The sequence below is a fragment of the Micromonospora sp. LOL_024 genome (assembly GCF_048060415.1).
Classification (GTDB): Bacteria; Actinomycetota; Actinomycetes; order Mycobacteriales; family Micromonosporaceae; genus Micromonospora.
Window position 1 is genome coordinate 17,460 of record NZ_JBHMIS010000041.1, and the last position, 16,775, is coordinate 34,234.

Below are 16,775 nucleotides of genomic sequence, written 5' to 3' on the forward strand. Positions count from 1 at the left end.
GTCCTCCAACGGGATCAGGCGGGACGGTCGAACACGGCGCTGCTGCGCTCGGCGCGCCGGGCGTCCAACGAGTCGGCGATGACCGCACGTTGGACCTCCGACGCACCCTCGTAGATTCGCAACGACCTGATCTGACGGTAGAGGCGCTCGGGCACGCTGTCGGCAACCAGACCTGCCGCGCCGAAAAGTTGCACGCAGTCGTCCACGATCCGCTGGGCCGCCTCGGTGGCGTACAGCTTTGCCGTGGCGGAGTGGCGCGCGGGGCGGGTGCCCCGGTCGGCCTCCCAGGCCGCGCGCGCCACCAGCAACGCCGCGGCGGTGAGTTGTACCTCCATGTCGGCGAGGGTGGCGCGGACCGTGCCGAGGTCGGCCAGCCGACCGCCGTAGATCTGCCGCCGTCGGCTGTGCCCGAGCGCGGCATGCGTGGCGCGCCGGGCAAACCCGACGGCGGCCCCGCCGACCGTCATTCGGAACAGGTCGAGTACCTCCACGGCTATCGGGAAACCCCCGCCGGGCCGGCCGAGCAGCGCGTCGCCGGGGAGGCGCACGCCGTTGAGATGCACGTGGGCGAAGGCCCGTGGGGCGAGCACGTCCACCGGCTCCACCCGGACGCCGGGAGTGGTCGCCGGGACGAGGAACATGCTCAGCCCCAGCGCGCCGGTGTTCTGCCCGGTGCGGGCCAGCACGGCGTACAGGTCGGCCGTGCCGGCGTTGGCGATCCACGCCTTCGTACCGTCCAGGATCCAGTCCGCGCCGTCGGCGTCGGCACGGGTGGTGACCGCAGCGAGGTCCGATCCGGCGCCCGGCTCGGAGACCGCGAACGCGGCCTGCACCTCGCCGGCGGCCATGCCGGGCAGGTGACGGCGGCGCTGGGCTGTCGTGCCGTGCCGCAGGATCGGCGTCGCGGCCAGCGCCTGGATGGAGAAGGCGTAGTCGGCGATGTCGTCGGCGTAGGCGAGCGCCTCCCGGGCCAGGCACAGTGAGCGCAGGTCACCGCCGTCGGCGCGGCCCCCGTCCGGGTCGAGGAACGCGAGCAGACCGGACTCACCCAGGTCACGCAGTACGAGCCGACCCAGCTCGGACGGCGGATACGGGGCCGGGCGGCGCCACAGCCCGGCGCGGTTCGCGGTCCACGCGGTGACCTGGGCAGCCAGGTCGGCGTGCTGTGGCTCGTAGAACGGCAGCTCCAGCAGGGTCGGGTCGAGGCCGGCGAGCAGGGGACGGGCCGTGGTGGTCGTGGTGGCCATCAGATGGTCAGCTCCACGCTCGCCGCCGGGGCGGCGACGGCACGGACCAGCGCGTGTTCCACGAAGTACGCGAACGAGGCGTACCCTCGCCAGATCCGTCGCCACTCGGCCTGTACCGTGTCCGCGCCGACGGTACGGGCCACGTCGTCCAGGTAGCTGACGATGATGTCGGCGGACTGTCGGGCGTGGCCGGCGGAGAAGTTGTCGATGGACAGGTGCGCCTCCTCGTACACCGGGTCGAAGCCGTGGTGACGCAGCTTCTGCATCTCGTGCATCCGCATCTCGCCGAGGCCGAACATCTCGATGCCGAGGTTGTATCCCAGGATCTCCTGGTAGTGGGAGTCGGGGAACAGCGATAGGCAGAGCTGGTGGATCGAGAAGCCGTAGAGGTGGTCGGGCAGCTCGTCCTGATCGAGAAACGCGACGTCGCGGATGTGTGGGACGTTGATGCCCATGCTTCCCAGCACCTGCACGATCATCGTGATGTGATTCTTGCGGATGTCGCCGCGGCCCATCTCGTCGGCGTAGATCGACGCGAGCATCCCGTCGCTGTTGCGGTGGTAGCGGCCGACGTTGCCGACTCGGTGTGCCCAGGTGCCGTCGATCAGGCTGCCCAGCGCGTAGGTCTTCTGCCCGAAGATCACGGTGTCCCGGTCCGGGATCTCGCGCAGCGGCTCGTAGGGATTGACCAGCTTGTCCCAGTAAATTCGTTCGACCCGGTCCAGCAGCGCCTGTGGGGTGTAGTCCAGCCAGCTCGCGTCTGTGAACTGCCCGTCCGCGCCGAACGTGAACAGGACCTCGGCGGCCCGCAGATTCGTGGCCGCGCGTTCCCGGGCGATCGGCAGTGTGTTCGGGAACGCCTCGATGTTGACCAGCCGGTGGAACAGCGCCCGGTCGTCTGCCGGGGCCGCGACCGTGTACGTGACGTCCCCCGGGGCGGCGGCGGTGAGCGCCGTGGCCCAACGGGCGGCCTGCTCGTCGCCGAGTCGATTGGCTGGCGGGTCCGTGTCGGGCAGGGTGCCGGCGGCGGCGGCCTCCGCCCAGGTCCGGAAGACGGCGGCCTCGCGCTCGTCGAAGATGCCGAACATCGGGCCGCCGAACCTGATGGCTCTCAGGAACCGGCCGTCCCCGCCGCGGATCGGCTTGAGCTGCCGGGACGCGCGCATCGTCCGGACGAACGCCGCCACGTCAAGGTCGGGGTCGTCGAGCAGTTCGCTCAGCTTGCGCCCGGCTACCCGAACGTCGCCGTGCTGGCGTCCCGCGTACCGGGCGTGCCTCGTGACGATCTCGGCGACCTTGCCTTCCAAGGGCAGGTCGGTGTACCAGCGGGCGGTCTGCTCCAGCAGCGTCACGTGCTCCCGTTCCAGGTCGAGCAGCAGGTCGACCGCACGGCTCAGGCGGTGCCGGTCGGCTGGGCCGGCGAGCGCGACGTACTCCGTGAGAACGGCGCGCAGCGACTCGTCGGCCAGCGGCGGTGCGAGCCCCAGCAGCCTGTCGTCGACCGCCAGTAGGTGGTAGGCGACGTGGACGCCGACGACCTCCGGCAGGAAGCTGGCGGGCAGTCGCGAAAGGCCGACGTGGAACAGCCCGTGCACGGCGGTGAGCGGGCGGGTACGGGCCCGGTCGGCGAAGTCCACGGCGTCGATTGCCGGCAGGTGCACGCCGGCCTGTTCCAGCGCGCGGCGGCGCAGGTGGTGCACGCCCCGTTGCAGGTTACCCTCGCCCTGCAGGACGAAGTGGTGGGCGAAGATCCGGTTCACCACCAGCGCGGGCTGGGTGGCCGGCTGTGACACGGTGTCGAGCCAGCACCCGCCGAGCAGGGCGAGCGGGGCGCGCTGCCGCAGTACGGCGTCGCGGATCTCCCCGTCGGTCGACGCGAGGTCCCGCAGCCGCGACACCAGGTCCGCGCGCACGGTCAGCACGCGGTCGGCGAGTGCGTCGGCGCGGTCGTCCGCCGCGTCGCCCACCCGCGGCGCGTCCAGGAATCCCGCGAGGAGGCGGCGGGCCGCGAGGAGACCGACCGGGGACTCCTGCTCCCGCAGTAGGCGGTGCAGCGCGGCGGTGGGGGGACCGGCGAGCAGGTCGGCTGCGGGTCGTGCGGTCGACGGGTCGAATTCGAAGCCGACGACCGGTAGTGACGTGGTGGTGTCCGGCAGCTCGAAGGCGGGCACGGTTCCTCCCCTTAGGACGTCGTGGTGGTGTGTGCGCGCACCAGCACCCCGTGGCGGGCACCCGGCACGCTGACGGCGAGGAGGTACGTGTCGCCGTCGGCGACGCGGTGCCGCTCGGCCCGGTCGGTGAGGTTGATCAGTGGATCGGCCGCGAAGCAGTGGCCGACACGGGCGACGTTCGCGGTATCGAGCTGGTCGGCCCGGAACCCGGCCTGCCGTTCCTTCATCCCCACCAGCGGCAGGAAGAGGTTGGCGTGCAGCAGCCCGGTGACCTGACCGACCGCCACACCCGTGACCTTGGCCAGTTCGTCGTTCACCGCGCGGGACAGGTCAGAGCTGATCTCGTGGGACCAGTCCAGGTCGGCGTTGGCCTGCGCGCTGGCGCATCCGAGCACCTGGTAGGCCGGGCCGCCGTGGGCGTCGGCCCCCACGAGGCAACTCGCCGCGCCGTCGCTGAACAGGGCGAACTGTTCGAACCGGTCACGTTCGTCGTCGACGGCGTCGGTGGTGACGACGAGCACGGTGCGGTACCGACCGCTCCCGACCAGGGCCGTCGCCAAATCGATGCCGGCCAGGAAATTGGTGCACCGGTTCAGCGTGACGCCGGTGAACGCCGCCGTCGGCATCCCCAGCCCGGCCATGACCTCCGCGACGAACGCGCCGTGGGTGTCCGGTCCGCCGGGAAAGCGAGTGCAGCACAGCACGAGGGCGTCGACGCCGGTGGGGTCCACGCCGGCCGCGCGTAGCGTCCGCCGGCCGCTGTCGACAGCGAGCTCGCCGACGGTCCGGCGCGTCCGCCGGACCGTGCCCCAACCCCAGAGCTCAGCCTGCGCCGGCATGCGATATTCCCGGGTCCGCTTGGCGAAGTCGGGCACCTCGGTGTGCGGCACCTCGATCTCGCCGAGGACGTACCGGGTGGCGCTCAGGTGGACCGTCACGGCGCCCCCATCAAGCGGTTGATCTCGGCATAGGTCAGGGTGTCGGCGGCGAAGCCGAACGAGCCGCCCTCGGTCACCTCGCGGGCGGCGCTCAGCGTGGCACTCAGCGCGACCCGGGCCAGCGAGGAGCCGAGACTGATCCGGCGCACCCCGGCGGCGGCGAGCTGGGTGACGGTCACCGCGGTCGAACTGCCGGCGAGCGCGTTGACCGGGCGCTCGACGGCGGCGCATACGGTCGCCACCGCGTCGAGGTCGGGCAGTCCGGGTGCGTAGAGGACGTCGGCGCCGGCCTGCTCGTAGGCGCGCAGTCGGGTGACGGTGTCCTCGAGGTCGGGGCGGCCGTAGAGGAAATTCTCGGCGCGGGCGGTCAGGGTGAACGGGAACGGCAGCGAGCGGGCCGCCGAAACGGCTGCCCGGACGCGGTCCACCGCAACGTCGAGCGCGAGGATCGGTGCGGCCGGGTCACCCGTGGCGTCCTCGATGGATCCGCCCACGGCCCCGGTCGCGGCAGCCAGCCGGATCGTCTCCGCCACCTCGTCGGGTGTCGTCCCGAAGCCGCTCTCCAGGTCAGCGGAGACAGGCAGCGGGGTCGCGGCGACGATGGCGCGGATGTTGGCCAGCGTCTCGTCGCGGGTGACCAGGTTGGCGCCGTCGGCGCGGCCGAGCCCGAAGGCCAGGCCGCCGCTGGTGGTGGCCAGGGCCGGGAAGCCGAGGCCGGTGAACAACGCCGCGGTGCCGGCGTCCCACGGGTTCGGCACGATGAACGTCCCCGCCTCGTGCAGCGTGACGAACGTCTTGGCGCGGTTGCTCTGGTCGGCGAGGTCGAGGGTCATTGGCGTGTCCTCCTGATGCGGCCGGTGGGTCATCGCAGTGTGAAGGTATCGGTCACTGACCGCGACGGGTCCCCGGGTCGTACGTGTAACTCACCCCGGCCGCCGTAGGCGACGACAGCGGCGACGGTCCGTTCGCGCCGCACGTCACCGCTGTCGGGAACGGTGATCGGCGGCTCGGCCAGCAGGGCGAAGTGCTCTTCCGCGCCCGCACCGGCCGGCAGGGCGGCCAGTCTGGTGCGGCAGGCGTCGAGGCGACGCTGCGACGAGTTGCGGGCGAACACGTTGACCTCGTCGTGCTCGGCGAACTCCGGGTCGAGGAAGTGGTTGGTGTGCACCGGCTCGGCGGCGGGTTGGAACCGCACCTCGTCTCCGAGCACCTCCGCGTAGCCAGCCTGGTCGCGGTCGCACAACATGATCGACCGGGAGCTGGCCAGGGGGGTGTCACGCAGGAGTCCGACGGCTTCGGTGACGCTGCCCGCCCGGTCGAGCAGGTGCCGGATCGCCAGGTAGGGCGGCAGGCCCGGCCGCCACTGCCCACCCAGGACAAGGTTGAGCCCGACGGCGAGGCCCGCGCGGTTGACGCCGAGGTAGCCGAGCGTCCCGCCGAAGCTGAGCACCAGGGCCGACCCTGTGTCGAGCACCGCGATCTGGTCGTCTAGGTCGCCGTTGAGGTCGACGGTCTGCGCCAGCAGCGGATCCGGCCCGGGGCAGGCGTAGGTGGTGCAGTCGCCCATGGTGGGCACCCGCTGGTAGCCGAGGATCTCGCGGCGCACCTGCAGCAGTACCGCCTCGTCCAGGGTGAGGCCCGCCCCGGCGGCCAGCCCGCGAATCTCCTCGGCGAGGTCCGGCGTGGCCGCCCTGATTGCCGATTCGTACCCGGCCAGCAACTCGGGCAGGCCGTCGCGGTCCACAGGCGCCGGCAGGATCCGGTCCAGCCGGCACAGCCCGTCGGCGAGGAACGCCCGCAACGCCTCCCGGCGGGCCCACCCGTGTCGCAGTCCCCGCTCGTACGGACCGCCGCCGACCGGGACGTAGGGAACCGTCACGACGCTGTGGCCGGCTCGGCCGCCAGCCGTCGGTCCACCTCTGGCCACTCCGCCCGCAGCACGCTGTAGAAGACGGCGTCGCGCCGACGCCCGTCAGGCATCGGGTTGAAGCTGCGCAGCACCCCCTCCTCGGTCGCGCCGATCCCGCGCAGCCCGGCCCGGGCCTGCAGGTTGAGCACGTCCGTCTTGAACTCCACGCGTTGCGCGCCGAGGGTGTCGAACGCGAAGCCGAGCAGCAGGTGCTTGGTGGGCCGGTTGATGCCGCGACCCCGGAACTCGCGTCCCAGCCACGACCAGCCGATCTCCAGCCGGCCGTCCGACTCGTTCAGGTTGCCGTAGCTCATGCTGCCAGCGATCTGGTCGCAGGACCTGTCGACGACCACGAACGGCACCCGCCGCCCCGCGGCGAGATCGGCGAGCATGGCCTCGAAGAACCGGTCGAAGTCGTCGTCGGTGTCCACCCGGGACACGAAGTACCGCCAGATCTCCGGATCCATCGCGACAGCCCGTACGGCGTCCCGGTCATCCTCCCGCACCGGCCGCAGCAGCACCCGGCCGTTCTCCAGTGTTGCCGCGGCGGCCTTGTCGAACCAGGTCACGCCTTCGCCCCCTGCCTGCTGTGCGCCGCCAGCGCCGCGACCACGTCCGCCGCGCTGCGCATGGCGGCGACGTCGTGTTCGGTGAAGTGGGACAGGGCCACCTCCGCGTCGTCGCAGACCGATGTCAGCAGCAGCACCTTGTTCAGCGAAGTGAGACCGTACTCGTGTGCCAGGTCTGTGGTCAGGTCGAGGTCCTGCGGCTCGACGTCGTCGACGACCTGCGCCACCCGGTCCCGGACGATTGCCTCCAGGTCAGCGGACATCCACACCATCTCCCTTTGCCAGAATCGCCGTCTCGTATTTCTCGAAGATCGCGGGCCTGCGGGGCTTGTACTGCGAGGTCAGCAGGCCGTTGTCGATACTGAACCCGTCCCGCGCCACCACCACCCGCCAGATCCGCTCGTCGCGGGCGAGCGCCGCGTTCGTCTGGACCAGATGCTCGCCGATCACCGCCGGGTCGACCGGCCCGCCGGCCGGTGACACCACCGCGACCAGGTGGGTCTGGGCGGGGCAGAACACGACGGCCTGGTCGATCGCCGGACTCGTCCGCAGCTGCTCCTCGATCGGCCGGACGATGACCTTGCGGCCGTTGCCCAGCACGATCACGTCGTCGGCGCGGCCCCGGATGTAGAGGAAGCCGTCGTCGTCGAAGTGCCCCAGATCGCCGGTGCGGACCGTGCCGTCGGGGCCGAAGACCCGATCGGACTCGCCCGGCGCGGCGTAGGTGTACCGCACGTCCACCGGGTCGTCGCTGCGGACGCTGACGACGCTGTCGGCGTCGATCAGCACCTGCTTGCCCGGCAGCACCCTGCCCACGCTGCCGCGCCGGCTGGCCCCGGGATGGTTCTTGCTCACGATGCAGGTCTCGTTGAGCCCGTACCCCTCGAAGATGGGCAGTTCGCAGCTGTCGAAGAAGTCCAGCACCGCCGGGCTCGCCGGCGCCGAGCCGGTCCACAGGTAGCGAATCCGGTCGCCGAACAACCGGCGCGCCGCCTCGGCCGGCGTGACACCCTGCCGCGCGGCCTGCCCTTCCACGTGCCGGCGGGCCGTCTCGAAGAAGCCCGGCACACCCATGACCACGGTCGGGCGGACCCGCCGCATGGCGGCGAACGCCGCCTCGTAGGTGCTCACCGTGACGTCGTGGCCGTAGGCGAGCGCGGAGTAGACCCAGTAGCGCTGCTGCAACAGCGACAGCGGGAGGAAGACGAAGATGTCGTCGCCGGAGGAGTGGGCGAACATCTCCTGCACCGCTCGCAACGAGGAGTCGATGCTGCCCACGGAGGCCGCGAGGCCCTTCGGCTCCCCGGTGCTGCCCGACGTGAACTTGATGGTGGTGTGCTCGCCGCGCTCCCAGAACGGCGGTTGCACTGCGCCGTCACGGTCGGCGAGCGCCGTCACCTCGGCAGTCGACCTGACATCCGGGTGGGTGCCCGTGGGGCGGTCGGTGAACAGCACCCTCAGGTTGTACCGGGCGAGCAAGTCGGGCCCGGCGTCGAACTTGCCGGGCTCGAACCCGGCCGTGACCGCCTTTAGTCGCAGCGCCGCGAGGTCCAGCAGCACCCACTCCAGACCGTTGGCGGCCAGCACACCGACCCGGTCGCCAGGGCGTACGCCCTCGGCGGCCAGCGCGGCGGCCAGCCGGCCGACGGCCGCATGCAGGTCGGTCAGGTCGACGGTGCGTTCGCCGGCGAGCTCGGCCAGCCGCAGGACGTGCCCCGGCGCGGGTGGCCCCGTGACGATCCCGTTCACGATCGAGTCGGTCACCGGATCTCCTTCCGCAGTCGCCCGGCCATCGTCCGCACGGTGCGCACCTGGTAGATCTGTTCCAGCGGAATGGTCACCCGGAACAGCTTGCGGACCTCGGTGAGGATCCGGGCGGCAGCCAGGGAGTCCCCGCCGAGGTCGTACAGGCTCGTCTCCGGCGCGATCGCCGGCACACCCAACACCCTGGACCAGATCCGGGCCAGCTCCGCCTCGACCTCGTCCTCCCCGGCGGTGTCGCCCGTCGGAGCCGACGGGGCTGCCGGCCCGGCCGGCGGGTCGGCCGGCGTGCCGACGGCCGGCTCCACGGTGCCCAACTGGGCCCGGTCTACCTTGCCGTTACGGGTCAGCGGCAGCGTGTCGTGCCATACCAGCGCGCTCGGGATCATGTAGTCCGGCAGGTGCACCGCGAGCAGGTCGCGTAGCTCGGCCAGGTCAGGCCGGTCGGCACCCGCGGCGACGACGTGGGCGACCAGACGGTCCCCCCGCGCCCCGGCCTGGCGGACCACGACCGCCTGCTTCACGGCGCTTACGCCGACCAGCCGGGTCTCCACCTCGCCGGCCTCGATGCGGTAGCCGTTGACCTTGATCTGGAAGTCGCTGCGGCCCAGGATGTCGATGGACCCGTCGGGCAGGTAGCGGCCGAGATCCCCGGTGCGGTAGAGCCCGTCGCTGAAGCGGTCAGCGGTGCGCTCCGGGTCGCCGTGGTAGCCGCGGGCCAGGCCGGTGCCACCGGCCCAGATCTCCCCGGGCACCCAGTCCGGTCGGTCCCAGCCCTCGGCGCTCCGCACGTACGCGGTGTTGTTGCGGCTCGGCCGCCCGTACGGGATCGGTGCGCGTCCGTCGTCTGCCACCCCGACCGGATGCAGGATGTTCCAGATCGTCGTCTCGGTCGGGCCGCCCAGTGACACGACCTCCAGGTCGGGGTTGACGCTCAACAACGCGGCGGGCAGCCGCGGCGGGATGCGGTCGCCGCTCATCATCACCAGCCGCAGGGCACGCAGCCGGGCGGGATCACCGGCGGCCTGTTCCCTCAGCATCGCCACGATCGCCGGCACCGAGTTCCACACGGTCACGCCGTGGGCGGCGCACAGGTCGAGCCAGTGCTCGGGATCGACGGCCCGGTCCGCGTCCGGTAGGACGATCGCGGCGCCGACCGACAGTGCCCCGAACACGTCGTAGACGGACAGGTCGAAGTTGAAGGCGCTGATGCCGAAGAACCGGTCGGTATGGTCCACCCCGAACCGGGCGGTGCAGTCGGCCACCACGTTGGCGACGCTGCGGTGGCTGACCATCACCCCCTTGGGTTGCCCGGTGGTCCCGGAGGTGTACAGCACGTACGCCAGGTCGTCGACGTCCGCGTCGGCTGGCGGCTCGAAGGCCGCCCCGCCGGGCGCGCCCCCGTCTAGCAGCAGCGCCTCCGGCTCGGCGCCGGGGGCGTTGGTCAGCACACACCGCGCGCCCCCGTCGCGCAGCAGGAACGCCCGCCGCTCGGCGGGCAGGCCAGCATCGACCGGCAGGTAGGCGCCGCCGGTGAGGATCGTGGCGAGGATCCCGACGACCTGCTCGGGCCCACGTCGCATGACCAGGCCGACCAGGTCACCCCGACCGACGCCGCGGGCGCGCAGCCAGGCGGCGGCACCCTGGGCCCGGCGCAGCAGCTCGCCGTAGCTGAGGACGCCGGAGGCGGTGATGACGGCGGGGGCCTCCGGCCTGGCCCGGGCCTGCTCCAGGACGGCCTGCCAGAGCGGACGCCCGGGCTGTGCGGCCACCGTGTCGTTGGCCTCCTCGCGGCGCCGCCGCTGTTCGGCCGGCAGCAGGTCGTGGGTCGCCTCCGACCAGGACGACTCGTCGCACACCAGGTCCAGCAGCCGCTGGTAGCCCTCGACCAGGCCGTCCAGCAGCCCGGCTGGGTAGAGCGCGTCGACCCCGTCCAGCTGCACGACGAGCCCGCCGTGCTGTTCCATGGCGAACACGTTGAGACACACCTGGGGGGTCTGGCTGACCGAGTACACCTCCGGACCGAACAGCTCCAGCGCAGAGCCGTCCACATCGCGCAGCACGTAGCCGATGGCGCAGTTGAACGTGTACGGGGCGCGGGCCACCGCCCCCGTGCGGCCCAACTCCTGGAGCACCTCCACCCCGGAGACGTGCCGGTTCTCCAGCCCGTCACGCAGCCGCCGCTGTACCGTCGCGCAGCGCTGCGCGAAGGTGGCGGCGGGATCCACTGCGACCTCGACCAGCATGGTGTCGGAGAAGTTGCCGATGGCTTCGAAGACGCGCGGGTGTATCGGCGGTCGGTTCGCCGTGGTCGTGTTGACCGTGAAACGCTCGCCCGCGCCCCAGTAAGCCAGGGTCTGTCCGTACGCGGTCAGCAGCACCGCGTTGGCGGTGACGTCGTGCCGGGTGGCTAGGGCCTTGAGTCGGGCCCACCGGGCCGGATCCAGTCGCACCTGCCGCTGGGTGAATCGCGGGCGGATGCCGTCCGGCGTCGCCATGGGCACCTCGGGGACGGGCGCGAGGTCGTCGAGACGCTGGTGCCACCACCGTCGGGAGCGCTGGGCCGGCGCGGAGTCGCGTGAGCGCTCCAGCTCCGCGACGTAGTCGGCGAACGGCAGCTCCGCCTCGTCGGCGGTCCCGCCGTGGTACGCATGCCACCAGGCCCGGAAGAACAGGAACATGCTGATCCCGTCCATCACCAGGCCGTCGTGGCTGACGTGCAGCACCATCCGGTCGTCGGCGAGCACACTGATCTCCGCGTGCACCAGCGGCGGCCGGTCCAACGGCAGGATCCGATGCGCAGCCCGCTCCCGGTACGCGGCCCGCGTCTCCTGCCGGGCCCGGGCCGGCAGGGGCCGCAGGTCGCGGACCCGGATTCGCACGGACACGTCGTCGTGGACAACCTGCCGGCCGTCGGGTGTGAACGCGGTCCGCAGCGCCGAGTGGCGCACCACCACGGCCCGCAGCGCCTCCTCCAGCCGCGCGACGTCCCAGTGGCCCTCGATCTCGTGGTAGACGTGGCTGGCGGTGCCGCCCAGCTCCACCATCTCGCCCCGGCCTAGTAGGTAGCCGCGTTGCAGCGGGGTGAGCGGGTACCCGGCTGCGGCGGTGAGGTGCGCCACCAGGGCGGGTTTGACAGCTCGGATGCGGCCCACCAGGTCGGCGTCCATCAGTTCGGTCGGCCCCTGCAGTCGCAGGTCGCCGCTGTCCGCGGTGATGCTCAGGCCCCGCGAGACGATGTCGCGCAGGAGGTCCGTCACGCTCATTCGGTCACCACCTGCCCCGCCCCCGCCTCGGTCCGCCCGGCCAGGCGTGCGGCGAGCTGCGCGACAGTCGAGGCGCCGAGCAACTCGTCGATGGGCATCTCGACGCCGGTGTGCTCGAGAATCTGGTATTGCAGGGTGACGGCGTGCAGTGAGGTGGCCCCCAGGTCGGACAGCGACGCGGTGGTCACCTCGCCCTCGGTCTGGAGCAGGCCCGCCACGGCCCCGGCGAGCCAGGACTGGTGGGTCACCGGCCTGGGGACCGGGAAGAACACCTGTTCGGCGAGGGTGATCCGGGACTCCGCGGGGACCAGCGTCACGGTCTGCGGCCACCGGGTGACCGGTTCGATGCCGAGGGCGGCGGTCAGCCTCGCGGCAAAGCGGGGCATGAAGGGCGTTGCGCAGGTCGCGAGCAGCCGGGCCGCTGCCAACTCCAGGGCGATCGCGGTACGCGCCTCCGCCCGCCAGGTCGCCGAGTGCGCCACCTGCTGCTCCTGCGCGGTGAACCGCCGGACGTCGGCGACGATCCCGTCCAACTCCGCAGCGGCCTGGTTGAGTGAGAACCCGTCCGGGCCGAGGGCCCCGGAGACGGCGGTGAAGCGGGCGTTCAGCCGGGCGAGGAAGGCCGTGTGCTCCGGTGTCCAGTTGCCCGCGTCGGGTGCGATCGAGCCGTGGGCCTTGTCGAGGCGCTGGCCGAGGTCGTTGAGCCAGCGTTGCCAACCGTCGACGAGGGTGTCCCGCACGGTGGCCTCGTACGCGGAGCGCTCGAAGTTGGTCCGGCGCCCCTCGGAGCGGATCAGCGACAGGTAGTACCGCACCGAGTCGACGGTGTCGGGGGTGAGGATCTCCTTGCCCCAGATCGCGTGCCGGCGGCTGGTGCTGAACTTCGCCCCGTCGAGCAGCAGGAACTCGTTGACGTGGTAGTCGATGTCCGGGGTCCAGCCGGGGAACGCCAGCCGGTACAGGGCGGGGTAGAGGATGGCGTGGTAGAAGCTGTTGTCGTAGCCGAAGAAGTGGACGATCTTCCACTGCGGGTCGGGCTCGTCGGCTCGCCACCCGGTGCCCAGCCGGCTGCCCAGATCGGCGATGCCGTGCAGGAAACCGTACGACATCTCCGGCCACACCCAGATCACCTGGCCCTGGGTGTCCGGCTCGGCCGGCGGGACCCCCCAGTCGGAGGGGTGGCTGATCGGCACGTCCACGGTCCCGCGGGCGAAGAGGCGTTCCGCGAGCCCACGCAGCCGTGCGGGCACCCGGCCGAGGTGGTGGTGGGCGGTGATGTCATCGGCGAACTCGTGCAGCGGCAGCATCCACCGGCGTTCGGTGCCGACCGCGGGTGGGGTGTCGGAGTGTCGGGTGACCGGGTCGACGAGGTCGTGGCAGAAGTTGGGCTCGCCGCATTCCTCGCAGATGTTGCCGCCGCTGCCGGAGCCGCAGGTGGGGCAGCCGCCAGAGACGTCCACCTCGTACAGATATCGGTCGGTGTCGCCGTCGCGCAGCGCGGGCGCCTCCCGTACGGCGACCTTGCCCGAGCCCGCGATGCGGGAGAAGAACGCCTGCAGTCCCGCCCGGTACGTCGGGTCGGCGTCGGTGACCGTGTACTGGTCCACCGGCACGTCGAGAAGCTCCAGGGTGCGGGCGATCTCGGCGCTGTGATGAGCGGCGGCTTCGGCGGGGTCGCGGCCTTCGCGGCGTGCGCACTCGACCACGTAGCTCTGGTAGTCGTCGCTGCCCGTGAGGTGCCACGCCTCGGTGCCGTTGAGCCGCTGGAACCGGACGAACACGTCGGCACCCAGGTACGGCCCGGACAGGTGGCCCAGGTGCAGGTCGCCGTTCGGGGTGGGCGGGGTGGAGAAGACGAACACCGGACGGTCCCGCAGCCGGCCTCGTTCGACCAGTGCCGACTGTCGGCCGGCCCGCTCCTCGTCGCGCCAGTACAGCGTGACGAACAGCAGGTCCTCGGTGCCGGTATTCTCCAGAACGTGGGTCTCGAACGGCTCGAACTGCGCGACGACCCCCGGGCTCACCGGGTGCCGGAACCCGTCGACGACGAGGTCACCGCTGCCGCGCACGATGACGAAGGTTTCGGTCTCGTCATGCTGGTGCGCGTTGGAGCTGCCACCGGGCACGACCCGGCCCCAGCCGGCGCCGACCCCGAGGCCGCCGATGGCGCTCATGTCGATGCCGAAAGCGGCGGACAGCGCGTCCGCGTCGTAGTGGTTGAGAATCATGGCGTGCCCTTCAGGTCGAGCAGGTCCACGGCCTCACCGGCGATGGCGGGGCCGAGTCGGTACCCCGACCCGTTGGCGCCGCCGGCGAACACGACCCGGTCGGCCGGGTCGAGTGCGCGGACCAGGGGCTGGCGGTCGGGGGTGTAGGCGTCACAGAACACCCGCCCGGAGCGGCAGTGCGCGGCCAGCGTGGGCGCGTACCGGTCCAGCAACGTGCGGGCCTCGGCGAGGTGGCGCTGCTGCACGCCCGACGCCGCGACCCCCGGGTCTGCGTCCCACTCCTGGCAGGTGTAGCTGAACAGCCAGTGGCCGCGGTGGGCCATCGGTAGCAGGAAGGCGTCCTCGTCGTGCAGGACCAGGCAGGTGTCGTCGGGGCTGGCCGGCCTGTCCAGGTGCAGGGCGACGACCCGCTTGACCCGCAGGCGGAGGGGGGCCAGCAGTTCCGACCAGGCAGGGTCGGTGACCCATGGGCCCGGTGCGAGCACCACCCGGTCGGCGTCGACCTCGTCGCCCGTGGACAGCCGCAGTTGTACGCCGTCGGCGTGCGGGTCGACCGCGGTGACCACGACGCCCTCCCGCCGGTTGGCGGGGGACAGCCGGGCGGCCAGAGCGCCGACGTCGGCGTACTGGGCGCCCTGGACAGTCCACGCCAGGCTGTCGTCCGGCACCCGCGTGTTGGGATCACCCGTGCCGGTGGCCGGAGTCAGCCGCGCGCCGGGCAGGTACACCTGCCGCAGCTCGGCGGTCCGTCCGGCGCCCGCGACGACCGTCATGGCCAGCGGGTGGATCGGCATGCCGGGGTCGCTGGCGCGGAGCCCCGCGTAGAACTCCTCGCTGTGGGCCGACATCCGACGTACCCGTTCGGTGGAGCCGCGCGGGAAGTGCAGCCCGGCCGAGCGGCGGCTGGCACCGGTGCCCACGCCGTCCCGGTCCAGCACGACCACGTCCGTGTCCGGTGCACGCCGGGTGATCTCCCGGGCGATCAGGCAGCCGACGATGCCGGCGCCGACCACCGCGACCCGCGTCGGGTCCCGACCGGTCACGGGGCCACCACCTGCTTCGCCGACCACTCGATGAACGACGGGGTGTGGTTCTCGTTGCTGACGCCGCGGAGGCGGTCGACAATGCGCTGGGCCCGCCAAGCGACCAGGCTCAGGTTGGGATCGGCCAGGCCACGCTGCAGTCGGGCGCCGTTCTGCACGAAGATGTTGCGGTCGGTGGGCCCGTCCCACATGACCGCGAAGCTCTCGTCGACGCGGTACTCGTCGCCCTCACGGTCCAGCCGGTGTGCGAGTGGCGCGAGGAAGTCCATCCGGGCCGGGCGGAACCCGGTGGCCCAGATGATTACATCGACGTCGAGATCCTCGCTGATCCCGGTCAGGTCGTTGTGGGCGAGGGTGAGTTTCCAGCCCGTTGTCTCGTCTCCGGTGACCTGCAGGACCTCGCGGTTGGGGTGGAAGGCGAACAGGTCGACCGCGCCGTGCACGAAGCGGTGCATGTAGGCGCGCTGGTAGATGTCGCGCAGTGTCTGCTCGGAGATGCCGTCGCTGGTCAGGATGTGCCGGCGGGTGAAGGACTCGCGGGTGGTCCGTTCCAGCCGGTAGAAGTAGTCCGAGAAGGACGGCATGTAGTAGTCGTTGGTGAAGGGTGAATCGTCGATTGGCAGGAAGTTCGGCCGCCGTGAGATCCACGAGACGCGGCGGGGCAGTTCGGTCCCGCTGCGGGAGATCAGGTCGAGGAACGCCTCGGCGCCGGACTGCCCGCCGCCGACGACGGCGACCCGCTGGCCACCGAGCGAGGCGGCCTTGTGAAGGAAGTCGCTGACGTGGAACTGATGGGCGCCGAGGGCGTCGCGAGCATGCTGCGGCACCCAGGTCTCGGTGCCGACCCCGACGGCGATGTTGTCGGCGCGCAACGTCCCGTTGGTGGTGCGGACGATGAAGGTGTCGTCGAAGTCGACCGCCAGCACTTCCTCACCGAAGACGATGTTCTGGTTGCGTCGGGTCGCCCACTCCATGTAATTGCGGAACTCCTGCCGTGGCACGGCGTCGAACTGCGCGTTGATGAAGTGGTACAGCCGGCCGTGGGCATGCAGGTACGACAAGAAGGAGAACGGGTTTGTCGGGTCGGACAGCGTGACGAGGTCCTTCAGCATCGACACCTGGAGGGATGCCCCCGGCATCTGCTGCCCGTCGTGCCAGGCGAAGGTGTGTCGCCGTTCGACGAAGCAGTTCGTCAGTTCGGTGTGGCCGTGTAGCAGGCTGGCCAGGCTCAGGTTTGCGGGCCCGGCTCCGATGCCGATACAGCGGAAATGTCTGACGTCCGAGTCTTGCGCCTTCTCTCCCACGTCCAGAATCACCTTCCCAACACATTGAGTGAGGCATCTTCGGCATCCCAGGACGCGTTCCGTCGCCGGTGTCGAGGAGGCCGGCGTTCGGCGCGGGATGTGTCACGTGTGGACGCTCGGTACGAATGGACCGAATAGTGCACCCACGATCACGACGTGCTTGCGGTGTGTGATGTCCGATAGAAACGTTAGGGCACTCCATCGGATAGTGTCAATGATTCTCAAACGCTGCTTAATGCGCGGTTTCTTATCGCTTAAATCGCCTCGTCGCGCCGCTCTGCACGGCCGTTTCAACATCATCCGGCAAGGCCGAGGATGGTGAATGGCCTGTTCATGTCG

12 protein-coding genes are annotated in these 16,775 nt (G+C 71.3%); all 12 read right to left on the minus strand.

From position 1 onward, the window contains the following. Positions 1–14: 14 nt before the first annotated feature. From ACFHWY_RS25255 to ACFHWY_RS25310, 12 genes are read right to left on the minus strand one after another with little or no spacing between them, the layout of a single operon-like run. Positions 15–1,247, minus strand: a complete 1,233-nt coding sequence (locus tag ACFHWY_RS25255) for an acyl-CoA dehydrogenase family protein (RefSeq protein WP_416582749.1) — start codon at positions 1,245–1,247, stop codon at positions 15–17. Next, positions 1,247–3,418 carry an iron-containing redox enzyme family protein gene (locus ACFHWY_RS25260; RefSeq protein WP_416582750.1) on the minus strand — a complete coding sequence of 724 codons (2,172 nt, stop codon included), beginning with the start codon at positions 3,416–3,418 and terminating at the stop codon, positions 1,247–1,249. The genes ACFHWY_RS25255 and ACFHWY_RS25260 overlap by 1 nt, the downstream gene beginning before the upstream one ends. Positions 3,419–3,429: 11 nt before the next feature. Next, the gene (locus tag ACFHWY_RS25265) at positions 3,430–4,356 is read right to left on the minus strand and encodes a 3-oxoacyl-ACP synthase (protein ID WP_416582751.1); all 927 of its coding nucleotides are present in this window, start codon (positions 4,354–4,356) and stop codon (positions 3,430–3,432) included. Further along, positions 4,353–5,189 (minus strand): isocitrate lyase/PEP mutase family protein, encoded by an 837-nt coding sequence (locus ACFHWY_RS25270; protein ID WP_416582752.1) that lies wholly within the window; start codon positions 5,187–5,189, stop codon positions 4,353–4,355. Before ACFHWY_RS25270 ends, ACFHWY_RS25265 begins: the two co-directional genes overlap by 4 nt. Positions 5,190–5,218: 29 nt before the next feature. Continuing rightward, entirely contained in the window at positions 5,219–6,235 is a 1,017-nt protein-coding gene (locus tag ACFHWY_RS25275) for a C45 family autoproteolytic acyltransferase/hydolase (protein WP_416582753.1), read from the minus strand. After that, positions 6,232–6,834, minus strand: a complete 603-nt coding sequence (locus ACFHWY_RS25280) for a GNAT family N-acetyltransferase (RefSeq protein WP_416582754.1) — start codon at positions 6,832–6,834, stop codon at positions 6,232–6,234. The genes ACFHWY_RS25275 and ACFHWY_RS25280 overlap by 4 nt, the downstream gene beginning before the upstream one ends. Beyond that, positions 6,831–7,097 carry an acyl carrier protein gene (locus ACFHWY_RS25285; protein WP_416582755.1) on the minus strand — a complete coding sequence of 89 codons (267 nt, stop codon included), beginning with the start codon at positions 7,095–7,097 and terminating at the stop codon, positions 6,831–6,833. Before ACFHWY_RS25285 ends, ACFHWY_RS25280 begins: the two co-directional genes overlap by 4 nt. Next, positions 7,087–8,598 carry an AMP-binding protein gene (locus ACFHWY_RS25290; protein WP_416582756.1) on the minus strand — a complete coding sequence of 504 codons (1,512 nt, stop codon included), beginning with the start codon at positions 8,596–8,598 and terminating at the stop codon, positions 7,087–7,089. The genes ACFHWY_RS25285 and ACFHWY_RS25290 overlap by 11 nt, the downstream gene beginning before the upstream one ends. Then, positions 8,595–11,861, minus strand: a complete 3,267-nt coding sequence (locus ACFHWY_RS25295; RefSeq protein WP_416582757.1) for a non-ribosomal peptide synthetase — start codon at positions 11,859–11,861, stop codon at positions 8,595–8,597. The genes ACFHWY_RS25290 and ACFHWY_RS25295 overlap by 4 nt, the downstream gene beginning before the upstream one ends. Beyond that, a complete protein-coding gene (locus tag ACFHWY_RS25300; RefSeq protein ID WP_416582758.1) occupies positions 11,858–14,089 on the minus strand; it encodes a class I tRNA ligase family protein in 2,232 nt (743 codons plus the stop codon). The genes ACFHWY_RS25295 and ACFHWY_RS25300 overlap by 4 nt, the downstream gene beginning before the upstream one ends. Further along, the gene (locus ACFHWY_RS25305; protein WP_416582759.1) at positions 14,086–15,132 is read right to left on the minus strand and encodes an NAD(P)/FAD-dependent oxidoreductase; all 1,047 of its coding nucleotides are present in this window, start codon (positions 15,130–15,132) and stop codon (positions 14,086–14,088) included. Before ACFHWY_RS25305 ends, ACFHWY_RS25300 begins: the two co-directional genes overlap by 4 nt. Next, positions 15,129–16,448 (minus strand): lysine N(6)-hydroxylase/L-ornithine N(5)-oxygenase family protein, encoded by a 1,320-nt coding sequence (locus ACFHWY_RS25310; RefSeq protein ID WP_416582760.1) that lies wholly within the window; start codon positions 16,446–16,448, stop codon positions 15,129–15,131. Before ACFHWY_RS25310 ends, ACFHWY_RS25305 begins: the two co-directional genes overlap by 4 nt. Positions 16,449–16,775: the final 327 nt, after the last annotated feature.